The sequence below is a fragment of the Deltaproteobacteria bacterium genome (assembly GCA_021737785.1).
Taxonomy (GTDB): Bacteria; Desulfobacterota; DSM-4660; order Desulfatiglandales; family Desulfatiglandaceae; genus AUK324.
Genome location: JAIPDI010000035.1, coordinates 1 through 21,300, shown reverse-complemented (window position 1 = coordinate 21,300; position 21,300 = coordinate 1). Strand labels below are relative to the sequence as shown.

Genomic DNA, 21,300 nt, shown 5'->3' with positions numbered 1-21,300 from the left:
TTTACGACCTCCGCACAGATAATCTCAAAGTATCCAGCGTCTTCCGATGTTGCGAAGACTGATCAGAAACAGGCCAATACAGAATAAGGAAAGGGCTGTGAAATCAGTGGAAAACGGCATCAGGTGGTCGCCGTGGAAGGCCCCGTGGAGGATGTCCACGCCGTAGGTTAAGGGAAAAAGATAGGAAAGGGGCCGTAGAAACACGGGCAGTTGTTCAATGGGGAAAAACAGCCCGCAGAGAAAGATCATGGGGAAGCGGAAGAAGTTGGAAAAGGTCTGGGCCTCGAAGACTTCGCTTACGGAAACCGCCACAAAGAGCCCCAGAAAGGTGGAGCTTGCCGCGATGAGCACAATGGCAGGGATGGCCGCACTCCAGGCGACCTGTGAGAGATCGGTTAGAAATGCCGCCAGGAGGATGGGAACAAAGGCGTTGACCACGCCGAAGAGGATGGCGCCCGAGGTCTTGGCCAACATTAAGAGTTGAAGGGGTATCGGCGCCAGGAGAAGCCGGTCAAAGGATTTTCCCTTCTTTTCAAAGGTGACGGTTACGGAAAGGAGGGAGGTGGTTCCGAAAAGGACCGAAAGGGCTACCACGCCCGGAACCAGAAAAAGGACGTCTTTCAATCCGCCTGACTTGATAAAGAACATTCCGGTCCAGGCCAGGGGGAAGATCAGGCCCCAGCTGACATTGGGCGGTTTGAGATAATAGGCACGCAGGTCCTTGACGAAGATGTTCCAGAAGGCGATCCAGCGCTTCACCGAGGGCCTCCTCCCTTTTCTTTTTCCGTTTTCATGGCATGTGCCTCGATTCCCGTAATCCGTACGAACACATCCTCCAGAGACAGGCGCATGCGGCGGGCCTCGTTGACCTCAATACCCTCCTCCTCTATAAACCGCACCACAGGGCCTACATGGATGGGCCTGTATGACTCCACCCGGATCAATCCCCGGTCAAGGCGCTGAAATGACAGATGGGGAAATGCTGTGCCCAGCTTGGGGTATAGTGTGGGTTCGGTATTGGATACGGCAATCTGCATGACATGCGTATCCTGGACGGGCTGAATCAGGTCGGCCACGGTATCGATCCGGATGATCCTTCCCTGCACGATAAAGGCGACGCGGCCGCAGAGCCTCTCTGCCTCCTCGATGTAATGAGTCGTTAGAAAGATGGTGGTTCCGGCCCGGTTCAGGTCTGCGATGCGCTGCCGGATCTGCCGGGCGCTGGCCACGTCGATGCCGGTGGTGGGTTCATCCAGGAAAAGGATTTCAGGGTTGTGGATGATACCGGCGGCGATGGTGAGCTTGCGTTTCATCCCCTTGGAATAGCCTGCGAACTTCCGGTCCCCCGCCCCGGCAAGACCGAATGTTTCCAGCAGTTCGCGGGCACGGGGTTCCCGCTCCTTTTTCCGCATTCCATAGAGCGCTGCGCAGAAACATAAATTGTCGAAACCGGTGAGTTCCGGATACAGGTTGCTTTCGTCCGGAACCACGCCGATGAGATGCTGGGCTGCTCTGGGAGTGCCTGTGCAGTCTATGCCGCCCATCCGGATCATCCCCGCGTCCGGCCGCGCCAGGCCTGTGAGCATGTTGATGGTCGTGGTCTTGCCCGCACCGTTGGGGCCGAGAAACCCGAATAATTCGCCCTCGATTACCTCAACGCTTACATCCGATACGGCCTGGACCTCGTCGAATCGCTTGGCCAGTCCCTGAATGGACAGCGCATTCACCGGTTTTCTTCCTTGGTCAGGCATGTATGATCCGCTTCATGAAAAGATAGAGGAAACATCTTTAAATCAGGCGCCAGGTCGGCCTTCTCCATCAACGCCTCAGCAACTTGATGAAGCAGGGCCCTGTCAATGCTGTAATGGGTCCAGTATCCCCGTTTCTCTCCCCTTACCAGACCGGCCTTCCGCAATATCCGGAGATGTTGGGAGACGGCCGCGGCGGAGATATTTAACCGAGTGGCCAGGGCGCCTACACACAGGTTCTGGGTCAGGAGGAGGTCGATGATCCGGAACCGCGTCCCATCCGCCAGGGCCTTCAAGGTTTGAATAATATTGTTCACAATACATCCAGTTAGGTGAATACTTAAATGGATGATTGCATGCTTAATTGGATCTGTCAACAAAGAATTGCAGAGGTTCACAGGTTCCAGGTTTCCCGGCGTAGCAGATTCAGGGTTGAGGGAGGGGGACGGATTATCGATGATCGCCCGAAGTGGCCGTGACGGAGGGCGGGATCCAGCGCTTTTGCCCTTGACCGGACATGTGGGTTTATTCTAACGTAACAGACCGATCGCTCACTTCTTGACGGAGGTAAGAGACGGTGTTCCTGTGCAAAAGACTTTTAAGCGTAGTTTTCAGAGGTGATATGCAATCCATTATCCGGGTGATCTTTATATCCACGGCCCTGGTGATTTGTCCGGGAGGTATTTCCGTGGGGCAGGATAAGGTCCTCAAAATGTCCACCACCACGAGCACTGAGAATTCGGGGCTGCTGGATGTGCTCCTTCCGGAATTCAAGAAAGATACCGGCATCGACGTCAAGGTGTTCGCCAAGGGTACCGGTGCGGCGATCCGGGACGGCATGGACGGCAATGTGGATGTAATCTTTGTCCACGACATAGAGAGAGAAAAAAAATTCGTCGCGGACGGCTACGGGACAAAACGATTTGCGGTGATGCATAACGACTTTGTGATTGTCGGCCCCAAGAAGGACCCGGCAGACGTCAAAGGGAGCAGGAACGCGTTCGAGGCCATGGCAAGAATCGCCCGGAGCAAGTCCGGCTTTGTTTCCCGGGGGGATGACAGCGGGACCCACAGCATGGAGCAGGCGTTGTGGAAAGGGAGCGGGGTACAGCTGGAGAAGAAAAGCATGGACATGGTCAAAGGGGGCAGTAGAACTACCCTTTCCTTCGAGCATCCACAGGATCTCGGTGGGTGGTATTACGCCATCGGCCAGGGGATGGGGAAGGCCCTCATCTTTGCCGAGGAAAAACAGGCCTATACGCTGACCGACCGCGGCACCTATCTGGAATACAAATTCGGTCGAAAAGAGGGGCTGGATCTGGAAATCGTCCTCCAGGGGGACGGGAAACTCCTGAATCCCTACGGTGTGATCCCTGTGAATCCGAAAAAGCAGCCCCATGTGAAGGTGGATATGGCGACGGCGTTTGCCGAATGGCTCGTGTCGGCCCGGGGGCAGGGTCTGATCGCCGACTATAAGATCCATGGACACCAGGCATTCTTTCCGGATGCGATTCCTGACGTGAAATAGCAGGCGAGATGGACTCTTTGGACCCCAGCCGATGGAATTTCTCTTAGACAGTTTCTTATCCGCCGTTCTTCTTCTCTGGTCCTTCGATCCGGACCTGTATTTCATCATCTATGTCTCGCTGAAGGTCAGTTTTTTTTCGACGCTCATCAGCAGCCTGCTGGGGGTGCCGGCCGGCTTCCTGGTGGCATTCAATGAGTTCAGGGGAAAACGGGCGGTCATCACGGTCCTGAACTCCCTTCTGGCCCTCCCTACAGTTGTCGTGGGCCTGGTCGTCTATGCGTTCATATCGAGAAGAGGCATCTTGGGAATCCTGGATCTCCTCTATACGCAGACTGCCATAGTCATCGGACAGGTCATCCTGATCATGCCACTGGTGGCGGCCTTGACCATCGCGGCTGTCGGCAGTATCGATGAAAAATACCGGAAAACCGCCATGACCCTCGGGGCTACCGGATTCCAAACCGCCCGGGTGATCTTTCGAGAGGCCCGGTTCGCGCTGGTGGCCGCAGTTATCGCCGCTTTTGGAAGGGTGATCGCCGAGGTAGGCGTGAGCATGATGCTCGGCGGCAATGCCAAAGGTTTCACCCGGACCATTACCACGGCCATGGCCCTTGAGTACGACAAGGGGGAGTTCGTTCTGGGGGTCGCCCTGGGCCTTGTACTTCTGGGGATCAGTTTCAGTATCAATATATTGTTCAACTTCGTACAGGGGAGGGCGAGGTCGTGATGCCGCTTTTCGCAGCAAGTGAACTCACAAAGGCCTATGGAAGGAGGATTGTTTTGTCTCTCCGGGACCTGGTGATCGAAAGCGAAAAGATCTACGCGCTCCAGGGACCGAACGGATCGGGCAAGACCACCCTTCTCGAGATCCTCGGCCTCTTGATTCCGCCGACCGCGGGAAAGCTTCTCTATCGGGGGAAAAAGATTGATTTCGCCAATCGGGAATCAACGGCGGTTCGCCGGGAAATCGTCATGGTGCACCAGAACCCGGTCTTGTTCACCACCTCTGTGAAAAAGAACCTGGAATTCGGCCTGAAGATCAGGGGGGTGACCGGAGCCGCGACACAAAAGGCTGTGGAGGAGGCGCTGGATCTTGTGGGGATGCACGGATTTCTCCATGCGGAAGCCCACAAGCTCTCCGGAGGAGAGACCCAGAGGGTAGCCATCGCCCGTGCCCTGGTCTGCTCGCCCAAGGTCATCCTCTTTGATGAACCCACATCCAGTGTGGACGTGGAAAACCGGATGATCATCGAGGGAATCATCCTGGACATTAATGCCGAAAAGCGGATTTCGGTGATTTTTACAAGCCATGATTCCACTCAGGCATCCAGGCTCTCCGATGACGTCATCCCGCTGTTCGAAGGGAGAAAGATCTCTTCCCCATACGAGAATATATTCACCGCCAGCGCCTTTCCAGAGGGGGGACGGAAAATCAGGTTTTTGATCGGAAAAGGTCTCGAGTTGCTGGGTGAAGGACCGGCGGAGGCCGGAGAGGTGAAGATATCGATCGATCCGTCAAAAATCAAGTTGCATAAGGGCAACGGTCACGGCGCGGAGGTTAACCATTTGCCGGGCATTCTCTTTCAATTGACCGACGATCGCGACGGTGTTCGAGCCACAGTGGATGCCGGGATGCCGTTGAACTTTCTCATTCCCCGGGAGACCTTCAAAGACGCGTCTTTGACCATAGGGGACCCCGTGACCGTGACTATCCCGGTAGACGCCGTCTCGGTATTCTAAAAGGTTGAATATCTTGCCGTCAGCGGGATCCAGCACCCCCAGCCCCTTCAAAATAGTGGCCCGATATCCCATCCATTCGGCATCGTCCTCAGGAAGCCTTACTGCCAGAAACCCCCATGCAGAAAACACCCGGTGATTTCCTTCAGGCATATGGCAGGTCTGGCAGCGGGGGGCGCGATCTTTGTTTTGGGGATCGACATCCCGGTTGATCAGATAGGTCACGCCGTGCTTTGCGCCGGAATACATCTCCCACTTTGCGTGATCAAAACCCATGTGACAGGTCTTGCAGGCCTCCGGCTCGGAGACTTCGAGCACGGAAAATGCGTGGCGAGATTCCAGGTAGTCGGGTTATTGAGAGAAATAGGGTCTTTACCCCATTGAAGGGCCGGCACCAACCATTTAACATGACCAAAAGTGTCAGCTGAAGCTTGCCGTATTGTACGGATAGCGTTTCTTGGGTCATTCATGGAGAGGAAAACTGGGAGCCACCAGGAAATTTTTACCGACAATGGCGGCGCGTAATTCCTTAAGATCATAAGGAGGCAAATATGAATTTGAAGCGAGCGGCATTTCTGTTGGTAGTGAGCGGTTCGATGTTTCTGCTGGCCGGATGTGGTGACAAGGAAGAGCAACCCGAGCCTAAGCCAGAGGTAAAGGTCGGTGATGTTCAAAAAGAAGCCGGACAGGCCATGGCAACAGCCAAGAACTACACCCAGCAACAAATGGAAGAATACCAGAATCAAATTGAAAAGAAGCTGGAGACTTTTAACCAGGAACTGGGTGAATTAAAAGTCAAGACGGACTCAATGAAGGAAGATGCCAAGGGTAAATATGAACAGACGCTCATAACATTGCAGGAGAAACAAATGGAGATCACCGAAGCACTCAAGGGACTCAAACAGGAGACCGGAGAAGACTGGGCCAGTACCAAAGAGAAATTGGATCAGATGATGGATGATTTACAAAAGGAGTTCGACCAAGCAAATACGCCGTCCTGACCGGGTGGCATTGTGGCGTATCTGTCCAAAGCAGCAAACGGCCGCAACCAAATTGGTGGATAGCGTTCAGATGTTGGGTTTGAGCGAACAACCTCTGACACCCGGAACCTGAACTCGTCAAACCTCAATTTCTAGTGGGTCAGCTGGGGTTGGCTTCAACAAAACATATTCGCTTCTTTCGCAGAAGCTATAAGCAAGAATTCTATATGGTGAGGTAGTGCTCAAGGGTGGGCGATTCCGCCCGGACAGTTGGCAACCGGCACTAAGGAGGTTTGAAATGTCTGACAAAAGAGAGGAAAGCAGCGGTTCTGACCATCGATTCAAGTATTTTTTGTATGGTGGTATCGTGGGAACGCTTGCAATGTTATTGTTTGCTCCGAAATCCGGCAAAGAAACGAGGGAAATCATGGCCGAAAAGGCACAGGAGGGAAAGGAGGCCGTGGAAAAAGGCATCCGCAGGGCGCAGGAAAGCATTAAGGAGAAAAAGGAAAGCCTGCAGGCAGAGGCCGAAGATCTCTTGGACAAGGCGAAAAACCTGACAAAGCACGAAAAAGAAACGATTGTGGCAGCCATCGAAGCCGGCAAGAATGCCTACAGGGAAGAAAAAGGGGCACATGAATAGCACTATAATATGTGGGCGGTCTTTGGGTTAAGCGATGGAAAATCCAATTCTCCTTCTGATCCTAGGTGTACAAACAACGGTCATCCTGGCCATTGCGCTGGCTATTTTCACAACTGCCAGAAGGGTGACGAGGTTATCAGACAAACTTAAGGGGCTGGTCGATGCCTATGCACCCAAGGTAGACGAGATTGTAGAGGATACCGGAGCCTTTATTCGCTCTTTCCAAAAGGTGGGAGAAAACATGATCGATTTGTCTGCCGAGCTGCGGGACATCGCCGAAACGGCGAAGGAAACCGCTGACGATGTGGCAGATGTTGTCCAGGACGCCGCAGTCCGTGCGGAACGGCAGATCGATCACGCGGATCATGTGCTTTCAGATGCAATGGACAGGACCCAGTCCGCTGCCGAGTATGTTACCCGAACGGTCCTTCCACAGTTTGTGGAAATAGCTGCGATGATTAAAGGTATGTATGTAACCATCAACTACCTACGCGGCAGAAGGCATTTTCCATTTGGTGAATGACGGATCTCTGAAAAATGGGGCCTTCAGAGGACGCATGATTGGAAGGGCCGGGAATGACGCCAGCCCTCGACCAAAATCGCATGGGTTTTGAAGACAGAAATGAGAAAAAAGGCAATCCGGTACGCACTGCGGACACAATTAAAATCCACGAACCAGCACCCCAGACACAAGTGTCCCGAATCCCCTGCTGACCTACTGCCAATTCACATGGGCAAAGTGTTTACTTTAATCTTTAGTGAGGCGCATCATGCTGAGATGGGTGATTATCTTCCTTATCGTGGCAATCATTGCGGCGCTTTTCGGATTTACCGGAATCTCTGCTGCAGCGGCAGGGATCGCTAAGATCCTTTTCTTTGTTTTTCTGATTGTCTTTATTGCTTTCTTGATCATGGGTCTAATGGGGAGACGGCCGCCGCCTGTGTGAACGGATGGTGCGGTTCCTGGCCTTCAACCGGGCCCTGTCCGTCCTTATCCCGGCGCAACCCGTCGGAAGTCAGTAAAGGATCGCTGCTGAAGATTTTCACTGTGAGCATCAGTGAGATTCGCGTTATTGAAGAAAAAATCAGTAGAAGTGAAGGGAAGGACGTCTATCCTATCCTGGTTTAAAGACAAGAAGAACCGGAAACGTCAGTCAGAACAGGAGGAAAAAATGCAATCTCAAAAAGTGGAGAATCGGAAACCACAGGATGGCCCTCGCAGAATTTTTCTACCCAAAGCACGGGTGCTGTCAGGCAAGGAGGTTGATGCGCTTTCAGAAAAGGAAAAAACGTTTGCCGAATCCTGCAGGGAAAGGGGCGTCTGGCTGGAACTTTTTTGCCCGGATGACGCCTGCTTGATGGAGGAGGAGCGGATCAAACTCCCGGTATTCTGCGATCGACCAGAGCATGACCACAGCCTTTGGCTTGAAATCTTCTGCCCCGGGGGGAGCTGCGAGGTAACTGAGGCCACAAACCTGCCGTGACCGCGGAAGAATACGGTCGTTCCTGCTGCTTTTACGTAACAGGTATTCAAAGGCCCGCGGCCGCCGAGCGTTACACACCCATTTTGTTGCAGCTCTTGAAAAGAAATCTCCACGCGCTAACCGCAAGGATCTTAACCGATGAGGTACTGACTTGTTCGCCCTGTCTGCTGAAAGCGGGCAAATAGGCAAATCCCACCTGGAGACGACCTCCTCGGTCTTCGAGACAGGGGCAAGTCTTTTGGCGCAAAGTGCATTTGAAGGTTGACATATCATGGGAAAACAATTATATAGAATAATTCAATTGGAGTAATTTTTTGAAAACTTGAGGACGATTACCAGTGAACATGTCACATCGCATAAAAGAAGGTCTCTCCCTGTTTTTCGCTTATACGATTTCTCGACTGCGCCAAACGCCGCCCTGATCACCCATGTTTCAACCCCCTTAATTGCCAAAAGACAAGGACCGGATCTCGGAATCCGCCCCGTAAGGAGGCTGTTTCGGGACGAACGGGGGATTGTTAATTCTGAAGACGCCCCACTGCGTATGGGACGCGTTAAACATGGTTCTAAGAGGTTTTTAATGGATAAATGTTATCAAAATGAAATCAAAAGGCGTCGGACCTTTGCGATTATCAGCCACCCGGATGCCGGCAAGACCACATTGACGGAAAAGCTGCTCCTCTTTGGCGGCGCCATTCACATTGCCGGAGCAGTCAAGCCCCGCCGGGCGTCCCGGCATGCCGCCAGCGACTGGATGGACATCGAGAGGGAGAGAGGCATCTCGGTCACCACATCGGTGATGAAGTTCAACTACAGGGATTTTGAGATGAATCTTCTTGACACCCCGGGACACCAGGATTTTTCCGAGGATACCTACAGGGTCCTGACCGCGGTGGACAGCGCTCTCATGGTCATCGACAGCGTGAAGGGGGTTGAATCTCAGACAGAGAAGCTGATGGAGGTCTGCAGGATGCGCAACACCCCCATTATCACATTTATCAATAAGCTTGACCGTGAAGGGCTGCCGCCGCTGGATATCTTAAGCGAGATAGAGGACAAACTCCAGATCGAGTGTGCGCCCCTTTCATGGCCGATCGGCATGGGCAAGGGCTTTAAAGGGGTTTACAATCTCTACGGCAAGGAACTTCATCTTTTTACCGCCGGACAGGAGACCCGAAACCATGACGGGATTCGGATCACCGATTTGGCGGATGCCAGGCTGGATGAATGGTTGGGCAGCCGGGCCGGTGCACTGCGCGAGGATACGGAATTGCTGGAAGGGGCGGCCAATCCCCTGGAACTGAGCCATTTTCTGAATGGGAGCCAGACGCCGGTCTTTTTCGGCAGTGCTCTCAACAACTTCGGGGTCAGGGAACTGCTCGACGCCTTTGTGGAAATGGCGCCGGCGCCACGTCCGAGACCAGCTGAGAGCAGGGAGGTCTCTCCCTATGAGGAGCCTTTTTCAGGATTTGTTTTCAAGATCCAGGCAAACATGGACCCGGCCCACCGGGACCGGATGGCATTCCTGAGGATCTGCTCCGGGAAATTTACCCGGGGAATGAAGGTTGTTCACCATCGCGCCGGCAAACAGATAGCCCTGGCCAATGCCACTATTTTCATGGCCCAGGACAGGACCAATGTTGATGAGGCCTATCCCGGCGATATCATCGGTATTCACAACCACGGCACCATCCGGATCGGAGATACGTTCACCGAAAAGGAGGCGTTGAGATTTACCGGCATCCCCAGCTTCGCCCCTGAACATTTCCGGCGGGTGATCCTCAAGAATCCCTTGAAACAGAAACAGCTTCAAAAGGGATTGGCCCAATTGGCGGAAGAGGGCGCGGTGCAGTTCTTTCGGCCCCTGACGGGCACAGACTATGTTCTGGGGGCGGTCGGTGCCTTACAGTTCGATGTGACCGTAGCGAGGCTCAAGGGAGAATACGGCGTGGATGCGGTCTACGAACCCGTAGGGTTTTCCACGGCGCGCTGGATTGACTGCGAGGATCGGAAAAAGCTCAAAGAATTTGCCAACAAACACACCGGCAATGTGGCCCGTGACGCACAGGGGCGGTTGACCTATCTGGCCCCTAATGCATGGCGTCTCGGTTTCGTCATGGAAGATTGGCCCCATATCTCATTTCATAAGACCCGCGAGCAAAACTAAGACCAAGTCTCTTACCCTCTTTCTCCAAATCCTCATGGAGAAAGGTTTATTATTTCTACACTGGAAAATTCCCTGTGTGAGTGGCGTCCTCGTCACGAGGATCGAGGCTGGAAGGCCTGTCTCATAAGACAACCGGGCGCTTTGCTCATTCGAATCAGTCGCGTGATTCGTGGTTCAAAACGCATTTTCACGGTAAAACCACTTGACAGGATTGGCCTAATTAATTAATCATACGCGCCATTGTCGGCAATGAGGTCTGCCATGAACCGCCCTTTGTAAGGGATGATGACTTCTACCTTTTGGACGATCCAGGGGTAGAAGTGCAACTATCTGCCCCACCCGAACTTCCGGGTGGGTTTTTTTTGTTTAACACCCTGCGATCCCGCCGATTCAGGTTTTTTTTGTTTTTTTGGGGAGGCTTTTTTATGGCTATCAGTATCGCTTTGATCATTCTCCTGGGGTTGTGCGGGGATTACTTGTTTCGACAATTCAAACTGCCGGGCTTGGTGGGGATGCTCCTGGTGGGAATCCTCATAGGGCCTTATGCCCTGAATCTTATGGCCCCGGAGATGATGACGGTTTCCGGAGATTTTCGCAAGATCGCACTCATCGTCATCCTCCTCCGGGCCGGGTTTGAGCTGCGGCGAGATACCCTCAACCGTGTGGGCAGGCCGGCGCTCATCATGAGCGCCGTGCCAGCGGTTTTCGAGATTTTGGGCGTGATGCTGGCAGCCCATCGGCTCTTGGAAATGACCTATCTGGAAGCGGCCATCCTGGGGGCTATCCTCGGGGCGGTGTCTCCAGCCGTGGTGGTCCCCCTCATGATTGATTTCATGGATCGGGGACGAGGCACGAAAAAGGGGATTCCCACCCTTATCTTAGGCGCTTCATCGGTGGATGATGTCTTTGTCATTGTGCTTTTTACCGTATTCTTAGGCATGTACGGAGGCGGGGAGGTGAATCTGTGGGTTCAGTTCGCCGAAATTCCGCTCAGTATCGTCCTCGGGATCATCGCGGGCCTGATTCCGGGGTATCTCCTCTATCGTTTCTTCACCAAATACGACTGGCGGCCGCCCAAGCGGACCATTGTAGTGATGGGGGCCGCTATTGCGCTGACCTGGCTGGAAGTCGCAGTGGCGCATTGGGTCCCCGTCGCGAGCCTTCTGGGCGTGATGGCCATCGGTTTCGTGATCCTGGAAAAATCCGAGCCCATCGCCCATATCGTCTCACAGAAATTAAAGAAGCTCTGGGTGTTTGCGGAACTCCTCCTGTTTGTGCTGGTGGGCGCCCAGGTAAACATCCACGTGGCCTGGCAGGCGGGCCTTGCAGGTGTCGCCGTGATCACGGTGGGCCTCCTGTTCAGGAGCGTCGGGACCTATATCTCCCTCTTCGGTACGGACCTGACCCGAATGGAGAAGCTCTTTTGCGTGGTGGCCTACATCCCCAAGGCCACGGTTCAGGCCGCCATCGGCGCGGTGCCTCTCGCCGCAGGCGTGGCTTCAGGAGAGGTCATCCTGGCCGTGGCGGTGCTCTCGATTCTTTTGACCGCACCCGTCGGGGCTATCGCCATCTCCGTGCTGGGAGAGCGGATCCTGGACAGGGAGGCGCAATCCGCTTACCGGTTCAACGAACTGAGGGAGAGGCTGGGTCTTCCGAGGGTGGGCGAGCGAGTTCGAAACAAAGATTCTGACGCCGTCTGGAAGATCATCGAGGAGAAGGAGATGTGGATCGAGCCCCCGGCAACGGCCGGTGAGCATGATGCTGGGCCGCAGTCCATCCCCGCCATATCCCTCCGGTACTGGAAGGAAGATTCCAGCAATGGACCCGGGACGGGGAAAACCCTCGTCTGCCGCTACAGCCAGATGGACGCACCCTTTGATCTGGGCTGGGAGATCCTTTACGACTGGTAAAGGTCTATGCACCGATCATGGATCAGCTAGGTTGCGGGCCGGGGCTTTTGTTCTCCGGTGTCAGGGGGGGACGCGGAAACCATCTTTTCTGGTACCAGTTGGCGATATTGGGCGCGCGACCAAACAGATAGACGCCGATGAAGGCCGTGGTCAGGATATAAACGCCGCTGAATACCCGTAGCTGAGGCGGTGCCAGGCTGGCGATAATGGCTGAAAATTCACCTCGGTGCACCATTGAAAGCCCCGCCCGCAAGGAGACCTTCGGACTTAATCCAAACCACCGACTACCGATATAGCCGGTAATGATCTTGCCGACAATCGCCAGGAGCACCAGGGCCGCCAGCATGCCGATAAAAGAGAGTCCTTCTCCCAGATGAATGGTTGTTCCAAACCAGAAGAAGAAAAAGGGGAGGGTGAGGTCTCGAACGGGCAGGAGAAGATGTTCGATTTCAGAAGACCTTCCGGTCTCGGACAGCATAACGCCCGCCATAAAGGCGCCCAGGATCTCTGAAAGTCCCAGGGCAATGGCCAATCCGGCATATCCCAGGGCCACACCTACAGCCAGGAGGGGCATGAAGTCGCTCTCGATATATTTGGCTATGAAATTATTTAAGTGTTTAAATCCGAAATGTCCCATGAGGATGGCCCCGGCGGTAAGGGCTATGATTTTTAAGACGAGAAGTCCCACGAAGCCTGCTGAGAGGGCCTCATCTCCGTTGACGCCGGCAATGAAAGAGACCACGAGCGGGGCCACCAGGTCTTCGAATATCAGCAGGGCCAGGATGAATTCGGTCTCCGGATTGGCCAGCCGTTTTTTTTCGTCCAGCATCTTGACAGATATGGATGAACTGGTGGCATAGGCGATCGATCCGACGACGAATGCCGAAATCATGTCCAGCCCGAAAATGAGGGCGATGCCCATGGCGCCGCCCAGATTCAATGCCACATCCAGGCACCCGGACGGCCAGATTCGCCTGGAAATGACAACGATTCGGGTTAATGGAAATTCAAGCCCAAGGATGAAAAACAAGAGGGCAATGCCGATTTCCGCAGCAATATGGAGCAACTCACTCTTAAGAAACAGAGGGGAGACCGCAACGCCCAATACAATAAAGAGGAGGACCGATGGAAGTCTGAATTTTTGCGAGGCAAAGCTGATGGCGAAAAAAGTGAACAGCATCAGCCCTTCCACGAGAAGAAAAGGGATATTTTCCACGAGTTACCTTTGGTTATCCATTTGGAGTCATTCTTCCCAACACGATCCTACGACGTCAGGGTGCATGAATGGCACAGGGAATCAACATTTTTTGTCTGTTCCCGGTTCCCGATAATCATGAGCGTATCGCCGGGCAGTATCACCTCGTCGACATCCGGACTGCCGATAAAATCATCACCTCTTTGAATGCCGATAATGGTGGCGCCGGTCTTGGTCCTGATGCGGGTATCGATGATCTTCTTATTGGCCACCTCACTGTCCGGCTCCACCGTAACCCATTCGATCCTCATCTTTTTCAGGAATAATTCCACGCGGTCGTCGGCCACCGGCTGGTAATCCACCCCAAGAAGGAGGGTTCCGAGCTGCCGGGCTTCCTCGTCACTCAATTTCAAGGTGAAATCCGGCTCATCCTCATCGGATCCGGTAAAATGGTACATTTCCCGTTGCCCGCTCTGATGAAGGATGACCACGAGATTTTCTCCTTCCGCTGTTTCAAAGGAATAGCGTTTTCCGATTCCCGGCAGGTCACCGGTCTTGATCTTCATGTCCACCTCCGCATGATATGGGTTATGTGCGCATCTTAAATGTCCCGCCCCGGCGGAAAAAGAGACCCTCACGCGCCAACAAAGACGCTAACCGATAGGGCATCAATGTCTCCGCATGGTGTCCTCCAAAGCGGGATGACTGACATGGCGTCTGAGGTGTTCCAATCGGTAAACGGGGTTGGCCGTATCAGGCCAGCCAGAGGGCGGCGCCTTGAAGTTCTTGAAACAGGGCCTGGCTGACAGAGCCCACAAAAATCCTTTTCAGGAGTCCCTGGCCCGTTCCGGTCCGGCCCACGGCCACCGCAGCGAAACGCCCTTCGTCGGCCTCCTTCATAATAGCCTTACTGACAACGCCTTCTTCGATCCCTTTAAGATGAATTCTGTCAGATGAAAACCCCCTGCTGATCAGCATTTCTCTGCATCTTGAAAGGATCGTATTCACATTTTTGTCCGCGATTTGATCCTTCTTGCCCACCGCAAGGAACGTTACGGATTGGCGCCTTTCCTGATTAAGAATATGCGCGATGTGATCCACCATGCGGTCGGACGCAGCCGAGCCATCCACGCAGGCCAGCACGTTTTGCCTGTCCAGATCAGGTTTGCGGCAGACCCAGATCGGAAACGTACATTCTTGTTCAAGGAGGCCTTTGGTAACGCTTTCGTCAAAGGCCTGCTCCAGCCATGACAACCCCCTCCTACCCAGGACGACCGCGTCATACAGACCCTTTGCGCCTTCGTGGATGATCTCCATTACCTTGGAGACCCTCCGCTCCTGGAGTTTAGTGATAACCTGACCCGGATCAAACCCCTTTTTGAGGAGATGCATCTTTGAGGCCTCGAGCGCCTGACGCCCTTCTGTCGCTGACTTCCTCATCTGCAAATCCGCGTTTGGGTCTCTTTCCCACAGACTTGGGGCCTTGGGGGTTGTATACAAGAAGGTGATTTTCACGCCTTCTTTATTGGTAAAAAAGTTCCCGACAAATCGAACTCCAAAAAGGCCGTCCTTCCTTTCACTCAGCGTCACAAGGAGATGTCTTTCCATTATGAATGCCTCCCCTCTCTACATGGTCATGTCTACCCGCTAAAGCCCCCCGGAAATGCAGAAAGGCCATCGGGCATGGTTACTCCAAGCATCCGTCGTCCCAGCACGTGTCACCTTGTTTTTTCTTTGAAACACAGATAAAATGGATCCCTAATGTTTTTTAAACGATTGAAGGGAAAAAATCAATCGACGTTTCAAACAGCAAAAGGCCCCGACCTGCTGCTTCGGGCGCTCGTTTTGGAGACACCCCGATGGTCGGTCAGGGGAAAAGGGATTCACCGCATCGAAATCAACAGGCCCTGGATAATGAAATCATTTCTAGGGTTATTTTGTACATGAGGGGATCATGAACCTTTTGGCCATCATTTCCAACCTGAGGTTTCAGGACATCCTCGATATCCTCTTTCTTACTTTTGTGGCCTATTATCTTTTTGCCTGGTTCCAGGGGACCAAGGCATTCAAGGCCATTGTCGGGCTCCTGATTTTGGGGGTTGTATTCACGATTGCGGAGACATGGGGTCTCTTTCTCACCACATGGGTATTTCAATTCCTGTGGCAGATTCTTGTTATTCTAATCGTGGTGCTTTTCCAGTCAGAGATCCGTCAGGTCCTGGAAAAAGTGAACCCCCTTCAAAGACTCGGATTGCGACGCCATACCGAAGCCGGAGAGTGGGTGACGGAATTTGTGAAAGGCATTTTCGCCCTTGCTGAAAAGCGGACCGGTGCCCTTGTCATTATCGAACGCAGTGAAAAGGTCCAGGAGCATGTGACAGCGGGTCAGGACCTCGAGACCCGTCCCACACCGGAGGTTCTGAAGAGCATCTTTCAAAAGGAATCCCCACTCCATGACGGCGCCATCGTGATCAAGGATGGGCGGATTGTGGAGGTCGCATGTTATCTTCCTCTCAGTTCGGATGAAGGGCTTCCCGTGGAATGGGGGACCCGTCACCGGGCCGCGTTAGGCCTTTCCGAACGGTGCGATGCGTGGGTGGTGGTAGTATCCGAGGAGCGGGGGCAGGTCTCCATGGCCGAGGGGGGGCGCATGACCGCAGTTAAGACGCCCCAGCAGCTTTACCAGATCATGCGCGAGGCCCTGACCCTCACGCGTCCAGAGCATCGGGGATGGAAAGATGCCCTCCGGCTGTTTCTGGTCCACCGCTGGCGTGCCAAGATGATTACCTTCTTTTTGGTCAGCACTGTCTGGTTGACACTGGCCGGGCAGCAGAATTTTGAGGTCAAGTTGCGGATTCCCGTTGTGACCAGAAACCTCCCCTCAAAGCTGGAGATCGTACAGCCTCAAGATGCCCATGTCGAGATCACGGTTCGGGGGCTTCGCAAAGATGCCAGCACCCTGGCCAAGGAAAATGTAGTTGCGGAGCTGGACCTTTCTCATGTATATCCTGGCAAAAGGAGGTTTGCCATCACTCGGAATCTGATACAACTGCCGGATGACGGGCTCCAACTGGTGGATATTAAACCCCAAGAGGTGGATTTCACTTTTCAGAACAAACCGGAGGCGGAAACGCTTCCCGATCGGAACGCGGATTGAGAGTCAACCCGGATTAAGGAACTTGAGTAACCTTTGATAATGATATCCGGCAATAAATATGTCGGTATCAAGGGAGGTATTGACATGGCAAAGAAAAAAATGGTGAAACCGGCAAAGACCACCATCCACCGAAAGAGGGTCACCTTGGCTCTGGAAGCCCCGGATGCCGGGTCCGTTTACTTGATGGGGGACTTCAATCGATGGAACAAGAAGGTCCATCCAATGAAACTGGGGGCAGATGGGACCTGGAAAAAGACCATTATGGTACCTCCCGGAAAATACGAATACAGGTTCCTGGTGGATGGCGAGTGGCGGAATGATCCGGCCAACGATTCCGTCTGCCCCAACTGCTATGGAACAGACAATAATGTTCTGGAGATCTCGGGCTAAAGTCTAATAATCCGGTTTTTAAGCTGGACGGGATGCAGCGGGTGGCGGCAGCGAGGATGTTTTCGGCCCTGTCACGCCTTGGGGGCGCACCAGGGTAATCGGGTATCTGTTGCACATTTTCCACATAGGAGAAAATGAATTATTTTTGGTTGAGATTCGTGTCGTGTGGTGGATTGGGGGGCGAACCTGTTGTTGCAGTGATGGGCATGTTGGATCTGCATGACGCCTTCCATGTGGGTTTGCGGGGTCCATCCAGATTCAACAGAAAGTGGGAGTGTCATGATGCGCCGAATAAACCATAAAGCCCATTTCTGCCCACTGGTACTGATTGTTTTTTTTGTTTTGCTGGTCACCCCGGCACTTTCTCAGGAGACTGTGAAAGGATCTTCACTCAATGAACTGGAAGATTTGCTCGGGGTCATCGAAAACCCGGAAAAGCGAGAGGCCTTTGTCAAAGACCTTAAGGGCCTGATCAAGGCCAAAAAGACATTAGATGCCAAAGGCGATAGTGACGCCGGGGAGGAAGATAGGCAGCTTTTGATTGTCCGCTGGGTCTTTGATCATTTTGAAGAGATGGCCACAGAGGTGAGAAACGCTGCAATGACCATGGGCGAGATGATGGAACAGGCGCCCGATGGCGCCCGCAGGATACAGGCGTTTTTCGCGCAGCCGGAAAATCGGTCGCGCCTGCTTATCCTCTTCTTAAATGCCGGAATTGCCGCAATGCTTACCCTGCTGTCGACCCTTCTCCTCAGGGGTTGGGTTCGATTGGCAATAAGCAAGATGGGGACACTCCCGTCCAAGATAGGGTGGGGTTGCGTCTACATCCTCCTGAAAGGGGTTCCCTATCTGATCCTGTGCATCGCTTTCGATCTATTATTTGAACTGTGGCCTTCTTTTCTCACGGGTCATTCGGTGGTGCTCCTTTTCTTTACCCTCCTTTTCTTTTACCGGGTTGCCGTCGCCGTCTTTCAGGTCCTGTTCTGCCCGGACGATCCTCATCTCAGGATCCTCGGTGTTTCAGATGAAAACGCCCATTATCTCTGGATATGGGTGCGGCGGTTTGCGATCTATGCCTTTTTCTACGTTATGGTCACCCGGACTTTTTTATTGACCCATACGGCCCAGTACTATTTTTTACATCTGCGAGGTCTGCTGCTGATTCCGTTTCCGATTATGTTGACCGTTTTTATCCTTCAGATAGCCCGCGAAATGAGAATCAAATCGAAAAGAAAAAAAGAGGAACAAGATACAATTGAAAAGGCTTCAAAACAAAGGAAAGACCGGCTGACACAGGCGTTTATCCAATATTGGCCGATCCTCGCCGTGGTATACACCTGGGCCATTTTTCTATCTCTCCTGTTTAAGTATGAAAAGGGGTTTGAATATCTCTTTCACGCTACCTTCGGCACGGCAGTGACGATTCTGATCATGCTTTTGTGCTTTCGAGCCCTGGACCTCACGTTCGCGCGGTTATTCCGGATCAAGGAAAGGGTCAAACAGCGTTTCCCTTTTCTGGAAGAAAGGGCCAACCGGTACGTATTGATTGTGAAGAAAGGATTGGTTGTGGTTCTGACGGTCGTCGGATCCGGAGTGATCGGCGAGATATGGGGCGTTCCTGTCTCTGATTTCGTCGGCTCTGATTCCGGGGGCATGATCCTCCTCCGGGCTGTGGCCATTGTCCTTACGCTGGCTGTGGTTGTTTCCATTATTCAGATATGTAACGCCCTCTCTGCCTATCTTCTGAGAGAGCAAAGGGGGAGATGGGAAAAGGAACTCACCCAAAAGCAGAAAACGTTGATCCCGGTCATTCAAACGGCCATCAATATCGGCGTCGTGTTTGTGGGGGGCATTATCGTCCTGGATCGTCTGGGCGTCAACACCACGCCTATTCTGGCAGGGGCCGGGATTGTCGGGCTGGCCGTGGGTTTCGGATCTCAAACCCTGGTCAAGGATCTGATCAACGGACTTTTTATCCTTTTTGAAGAAAGCATTCGAGTCGGGGACTGGGCTACGGTGGGCAATCAAGGGGGCCTGGTGGAGTCTGTCGGGCTTCGAACCGTGAAGTTGAGGGATCTTTACGGCACCGTCCATGTAATCCCCAACAGCACCATCGATTCCCTCAGCAACTACTCAAAGATTTTCTCCAGAACAGTCATGGATATCGGCATCGCCTACCGGGAAGATGTGGATGAGGTAATGGAAATACTGAGGGAATTGGGCGAGGAGCTTCAAAGAGATCCTGAATATGGGCCCAGCATCCTGGAGCCGCTGGAGATCTTCGGCCTGGATCGATTCGAAGACTCGGCCGTGATCATACGCGCCCGTTTCAAGACCCGACCCCTCAAACAGTGGGGCATCAAGCGTGAGTTCTACCGCCGTATGAAACGGGTCTTTGACGAACGGGGCATCGAAATCCCCTTTCCGCACCAGACCCTCTACATGGGAGAACCGAAGCATGGGAAGGCACCTCCGCTCCATATTTCAGTTGATAATGGGCCGGAAGGGGAGGGGCCGTTGGCCCCGAATACCGCCGCCTTGAATGGAGAAGAGGCATGATGAGGCACTTTGAAAGCAGCTCAAGGAAAGCAGGGCTCCCCCCCGGCACCCTCATTCATGTGGGGGAAAGACGTACCGAAGAGGTGGAAATCACGCTTATCGACTATGATGAAACGAATGTGGAGGAAAAGGAGGATGTTAACCTGGAAGACTGCCTTCCCTTTAAGGCCCTCCCAACGGTGACATGGGTCAATGTCACGGGCATTCATGACGTGGATGTCATAAAGGAATTCGAGGCGTCTTTTGACATCCACCCCTTGGTGTTAGAGGATATCGTTCATACGGGACAGCGTCCCAAGCTTGAAGATCATGGGGACTACATATATATTGTGCTGAAGATGCTGCGCAGTGCCGACACGGAGAACGGTATCGATGCGGAACAGATCAGTCTCATCCTGGGGGCCAACTTTGTGCTTTCCTTCCAGGAGCGGGAAGGGGATGTATTCGATTCCATACGTCAGAGAATAAAGAAAGGGAAAGGCCGCCTTCGGAAAGCGGGTAGCGATTATCTGGCCTATGCACTGATCGACGCCATTGTGGACAACTATTTTGGCGTCCTCGAGACAGTGGGAGATGAGATCGAAGGGATTCAGGAGGATGTCCTGGATGACCCTGACCCGTCAACACTCAAGGAGATTCAGGACAAAAAACGGGAGATGATCCTGCTGAGGAAATTTGTGTGGCCGCTCCGAGAGGCTATCAGCAGCATGGAGCGGACCGAGTCCCCCCTCATCGGAGACGGCGTGAGGCCTTATCTGAGAGATGTTCACGACCATGCCATTCAGGTCATTGAAACCATCGAGACGTTCCGGGACACGATTTCCGGGACCCTTGATATTTATCTTTCCAGCGTCAGCAACAGGATGAATGAGGTGATGAAAGTCTTAACGATCATCGCCACGATTTTTATCCCCCTGACGTTTATTGCCGGAATTTATGGAATGAATTTCAAGTACATGCCCGAGCTGGAATGGGAATGGGGCTACCTGACGATCTGGATCGTCATGCTGGCACTCGGGTGTCTGATGCTGTGGGGCTTCAAGAGAAAGAACTGGCTGTAGCAGGGCAAAAAAAAGCCCCCCGTGTGAACGGGGGGCTTTTTGATTGAATTTCGGCGATGACCTACTCTCCCACGCAGTCTCCCACGCAGTACCATCGGCGCTGAAGAGCTTAACTGCCGTGTTCGGGATGGGAACGGGTGTGTCCTCTTCGCTATAATCACCGAAAACTGTAAAAACTGAAATATAGAGTAAACAACCAAAGGGTATAAATAGAAAATTTTTATGGCCAAGCCGCACGACCGATTAGTACCAGTTAGCTCAATACGTTACCGTACTTACACACCTGGCCTATCAACCTTGTCGTCTACAAGGGGTCTTCAGTTCCCGTGTTTCCACGGAAAAGGGATATCTAATCTTGAGGTTGGCTTCCCACTTAGATGCTTTCAGCGGTTATCCATTCCGAACGTAGCTACCCAGCTATGCCGCTGGCGCGACAACTGGAACACTAGAGGTTCGTCCATCCCGGTCCTCTCGTACTAGGGAAAGATCCTCTCAAATATCCTGCGCCCACGAAAGATAGGGACCGAACTGTCTCACGACGTTCTAAACCCAGCTCACGTACCGCTTTAATTGGCGAACAGCCAAACCCTTGGGACCTGCTCCAGCCCCAGGATGCGATGAGCCGACATCGAGGTGCCAAACCGCGCCGTCGATGTGAACTCTTGGGCGCGATAAGCCTGTTATCCCCGGAGTACCTTTTATCCGTTGAGCGACGGCCCTTCCATGCGGAACCGCCGGATC

General features: G+C 53.2%; 20 protein-coding genes and 2 rRNA genes. 13 read left to right on the top strand and 9 right to left on the bottom strand.

Annotated features, from left to right (window positions below; genetic code table 11):
• Positions 1-24: 24 nt before the first annotated feature.
• Genes K9N21_16550 through K9N21_16540 form a run of 3 tightly spaced genes read right to left on the bottom strand, consistent with a single transcriptional unit; the run spans position 25 to position 2,065 of the window.
• Positions 25-759, bottom strand: coding sequence for an ABC transporter permease (locus K9N21_16550; protein MCF8145524.1), 735 nt, complete (start codon positions 757-759; stop codon positions 25-27).
• Positions 756-1,751, bottom strand: a complete 996-nt coding sequence (locus K9N21_16545; GenBank protein MCF8145523.1) for an ABC transporter ATP-binding protein — start codon at positions 1,749-1,751, stop codon at positions 756-758. Before K9N21_16545 ends, K9N21_16550 begins: the two co-directional genes overlap by 4 nt.
• Positions 1,724-2,065, bottom strand: coding sequence for a metalloregulator ArsR/SmtB family transcription factor (locus K9N21_16540; GenBank protein ID MCF8145522.1), 342 nt, complete (start codon positions 2,063-2,065; stop codon positions 1,724-1,726). The genes K9N21_16545 and K9N21_16540 overlap by 28 nt, the downstream gene beginning before the upstream one ends.
• A gap of 305 nt (positions 2,066-2,370) precedes the next feature.
• On the opposite strand from K9N21_16540, the gene K9N21_16535 reads away from it, so the two are divergent.
• Together K9N21_16535 and K9N21_16530 are read left to right on the top strand one after the other, a co-directional pair.
• Positions 2,371-3,276: a substrate-binding domain-containing protein gene (locus K9N21_16535; GenBank protein ID MCF8145521.1), complete on the top strand. Its 906-nt coding sequence runs from the start codon at positions 2,371-2,373 to the stop codon at positions 3,274-3,276.
• 31 nt (positions 3,277-3,307) lie between these two features.
• Positions 3,308-4,003: an ABC transporter permease gene (locus K9N21_16530; GenBank protein MCF8145520.1), complete on the top strand. Its 696-nt coding sequence runs from the start codon at positions 3,308-3,310 to the stop codon at positions 4,001-4,003.
• A gap of 788 nt (positions 4,004-4,791) precedes the next feature.
• Here K9N21_16530 and K9N21_16525 read toward each other — a convergent pair.
• A complete protein-coding gene (locus K9N21_16525; GenBank protein ID MCF8145519.1) occupies positions 4,792-5,355 on the bottom strand; it encodes a hypothetical protein in 564 nt (187 codons plus the stop codon).
• Positions 5,356-5,564: 209 nt separating this feature from the next.
• Here K9N21_16525 and K9N21_16520 point away from each other — a divergent pair, with 209 nt between their 5' ends.
• The 7 genes from K9N21_16520 (at position 5,565) to K9N21_16490 (ending at position 12,197) form a co-directional block, all read left to right on the top strand.
• Positions 5,565-6,014 carry a hypothetical protein gene (locus K9N21_16520; GenBank protein MCF8145518.1) on the top strand — a complete coding sequence of 150 codons (450 nt, stop codon included), beginning with the start codon at positions 5,565-5,567 and terminating at the stop codon, positions 6,012-6,014.
• 277 nt (positions 6,015-6,291) lie between these two features.
• On the top strand, positions 6,292-6,636 hold the full coding sequence (locus tag K9N21_16515) for a YtxH domain-containing protein (GenBank protein ID MCF8145517.1): 345 nt from the start codon (positions 6,292-6,294) through the stop codon (positions 6,634-6,636).
• 34 nt (positions 6,637-6,670) lie between these two features.
• A complete protein-coding gene (locus K9N21_16510) occupies positions 6,671-7,159 on the top strand; it encodes a hypothetical protein (GenBank protein ID MCF8145516.1) in 489 nt (162 codons plus the stop codon).
• A gap of 247 nt (positions 7,160-7,406) precedes the next feature.
• A complete protein-coding gene (locus K9N21_16505; GenBank protein ID MCF8145515.1) occupies positions 7,407-7,583 on the top strand; it encodes a DUF1328 domain-containing protein in 177 nt (58 codons plus the stop codon).
• A 225-nt stretch (positions 7,584-7,808) separates the two neighbouring features.
• On the top strand, positions 7,809-8,120 hold the full coding sequence (locus K9N21_16500) for a hypothetical protein (GenBank protein MCF8145514.1): 312 nt from the start codon (positions 7,809-7,811) through the stop codon (positions 8,118-8,120).
• A gap of 580 nt (positions 8,121-8,700) precedes the next feature.
• Positions 8,701-10,287, top strand: a complete 1,587-nt coding sequence (locus K9N21_16495; GenBank protein MCF8145513.1) for a peptide chain release factor 3 — start codon at positions 8,701-8,703, stop codon at positions 10,285-10,287.
• A gap of 425 nt (positions 10,288-10,712) precedes the next feature.
• A complete protein-coding gene (locus K9N21_16490; GenBank protein MCF8145512.1) occupies positions 10,713-12,197 on the top strand; it encodes a sodium:proton antiporter in 1,485 nt (494 codons plus the stop codon).
• A gap of 22 nt (positions 12,198-12,219) precedes the next feature.
• Here K9N21_16490 and K9N21_16485 read toward each other — a convergent pair whose 3' ends face one another.
• The 3 genes from K9N21_16485 to K9N21_16475 form a co-directional block, all read right to left on the bottom strand.
• The gene (locus K9N21_16485) at positions 12,220-13,377 is read right to left on the bottom strand and encodes a cation:proton antiporter (protein MCF8145511.1); all 1,158 of its coding nucleotides are present in this window, start codon (positions 13,375-13,377) and stop codon (positions 12,220-12,222) included.
• Between the two features lie 83 nt (positions 13,378-13,460).
• Positions 13,461-13,958, bottom strand: coding sequence for a cation:proton antiporter regulatory subunit (locus K9N21_16480; GenBank protein MCF8145510.1), 498 nt, complete (start codon positions 13,956-13,958; stop codon positions 13,461-13,463).
• A 187-nt stretch (positions 13,959-14,145) separates the two neighbouring features.
• The gene (locus K9N21_16475; protein ID MCF8145509.1) at positions 14,146-15,000 is read right to left on the bottom strand and encodes a universal stress protein; all 855 of its coding nucleotides are present in this window, start codon (positions 14,998-15,000) and stop codon (positions 14,146-14,148) included.
• 346 nt (positions 15,001-15,346) lie between these two features.
• Here K9N21_16475 and cdaA point away from each other — a divergent pair, with 346 nt between their 5' ends.
• The 4 genes from cdaA to corA all read left to right on the top strand — a co-directional run bounded on the left by cdaA (position 15,347) and on the right by corA (position 20,559).
• Positions 15,347-16,549: a diadenylate cyclase CdaA gene (gene cdaA, locus K9N21_16470; GenBank protein ID MCF8145508.1), complete on the top strand. Its 1,203-nt coding sequence runs from the start codon at positions 15,347-15,349 to the stop codon at positions 16,547-16,549.
• Positions 16,550-16,633: 84 nt separating this feature from the next.
• A complete protein-coding gene (locus tag K9N21_16465; GenBank protein MCF8145507.1) occupies positions 16,634-16,939 on the top strand; it encodes an isoamylase early set domain-containing protein in 306 nt (101 codons plus the stop codon).
• A gap of 279 nt (positions 16,940-17,218) precedes the next feature.
• A complete protein-coding gene (locus tag K9N21_16460) occupies positions 17,219-19,498 on the top strand; it encodes a mechanosensitive ion channel family protein (protein ID MCF8145506.1) in 2,280 nt (759 codons plus the stop codon).
• Entirely contained in the window at positions 19,495-20,559 is a 1,065-nt protein-coding gene (gene corA, locus K9N21_16455; GenBank protein ID MCF8145505.1) for a magnesium/cobalt transporter CorA, read from the top strand. The genes K9N21_16460 and corA overlap by 4 nt, the downstream gene beginning before the upstream one ends.
• 48 nt (positions 20,560-20,607) lie before the next feature.
• Here the strand turns inward: corA and rrf are convergent.
• Positions 20,608-20,724: ribosomal RNA gene (gene rrf, locus K9N21_16450) — 5S ribosomal RNA — on the bottom strand.
• Positions 20,725-20,781: 57 nt separating this feature from the next.
• A 23S ribosomal RNA gene (locus K9N21_16445) occupies positions 20,782-21,300 on the bottom strand; the annotation flags it as partial.

Excerpts from the sequence above, each read along its gene's own strand:
- K9N21_16460 (MCF8145506.1), top strand. The coding sequence starts at position 17,219 with ATGATGCGCCGAATAAACCATAAAGCCCATTTCTGCCCACTGGTACTG.
- K9N21_16535 (MCF8145521.1), top strand. The coding sequence starts at position 2,371 with ATGCAATCCATTATCCGGGTGATCTTTATATCCACGGCCCTGGTGATT.
- K9N21_16485 (MCF8145511.1), bottom strand. The coding sequence starts at position 13,377 with ATGCTGTTCACTTTTTTCGCCATCAGCTTTGCCTCGCAAAAATTCAGA.
- K9N21_16495 (MCF8145513.1), top strand. The coding sequence starts at position 8,701 with ATGGATAAATGTTATCAAAATGAAATCAAAAGGCGTCGGACCTTTGCG.
- K9N21_16500 (MCF8145514.1), top strand. The coding sequence starts at position 7,809 with ATGCAATCTCAAAAAGTGGAGAATCGGAAACCACAGGATGGCCCTCGC.
- K9N21_16475 (MCF8145509.1), bottom strand. The coding sequence starts at position 15,000 with ATGGAAAGACATCTCCTTGTGACGCTGAGTGAAAGGAAGGACGGCCTT.
- K9N21_16480 (MCF8145510.1), bottom strand. The coding sequence starts at position 13,958 with ATGAAGATCAAGACCGGTGACCTGCCGGGAATCGGAAAACGCTATTCC.
- K9N21_16530 (MCF8145520.1), top strand. The coding sequence starts at position 3,308 with ATGGAATTTCTCTTAGACAGTTTCTTATCCGCCGTTCTTCTTCTCTGG.
- K9N21_16465 (MCF8145507.1), top strand. The coding sequence starts at position 16,634 with ATGGCAAAGAAAAAAATGGTGAAACCGGCAAAGACCACCATCCACCGA.
- K9N21_16505 (MCF8145515.1), top strand. The coding sequence starts at position 7,407 with ATGCTGAGATGGGTGATTATCTTCCTTATCGTGGCAATCATTGCGGCG.
- K9N21_16520 (MCF8145518.1), top strand. The coding sequence starts at position 5,565 with ATGAATTTGAAGCGAGCGGCATTTCTGTTGGTAGTGAGCGGTTCGATG.
- corA (MCF8145505.1), top strand. The coding sequence starts at position 19,495 with ATGATGAGGCACTTTGAAAGCAGCTCAAGGAAAGCAGGGCTCCCCCCC.
- cdaA (MCF8145508.1), top strand. The coding sequence starts at position 15,347 with ATGAACCTTTTGGCCATCATTTCCAACCTGAGGTTTCAGGACATCCTC.
- K9N21_16515 (MCF8145517.1), top strand. The coding sequence starts at position 6,292 with ATGTCTGACAAAAGAGAGGAAAGCAGCGGTTCTGACCATCGATTCAAG.
- K9N21_16510 (MCF8145516.1), top strand. The coding sequence starts at position 6,671 with ATGGAAAATCCAATTCTCCTTCTGATCCTAGGTGTACAAACAACGGTC.
- K9N21_16545 (MCF8145523.1), bottom strand. The coding sequence starts at position 1,751 with ATGCCTGACCAAGGAAGAAAACCGGTGAATGCGCTGTCCATTCAGGGA.
- K9N21_16490 (MCF8145512.1), top strand. The coding sequence starts at position 10,713 with ATGGCTATCAGTATCGCTTTGATCATTCTCCTGGGGTTGTGCGGGGAT.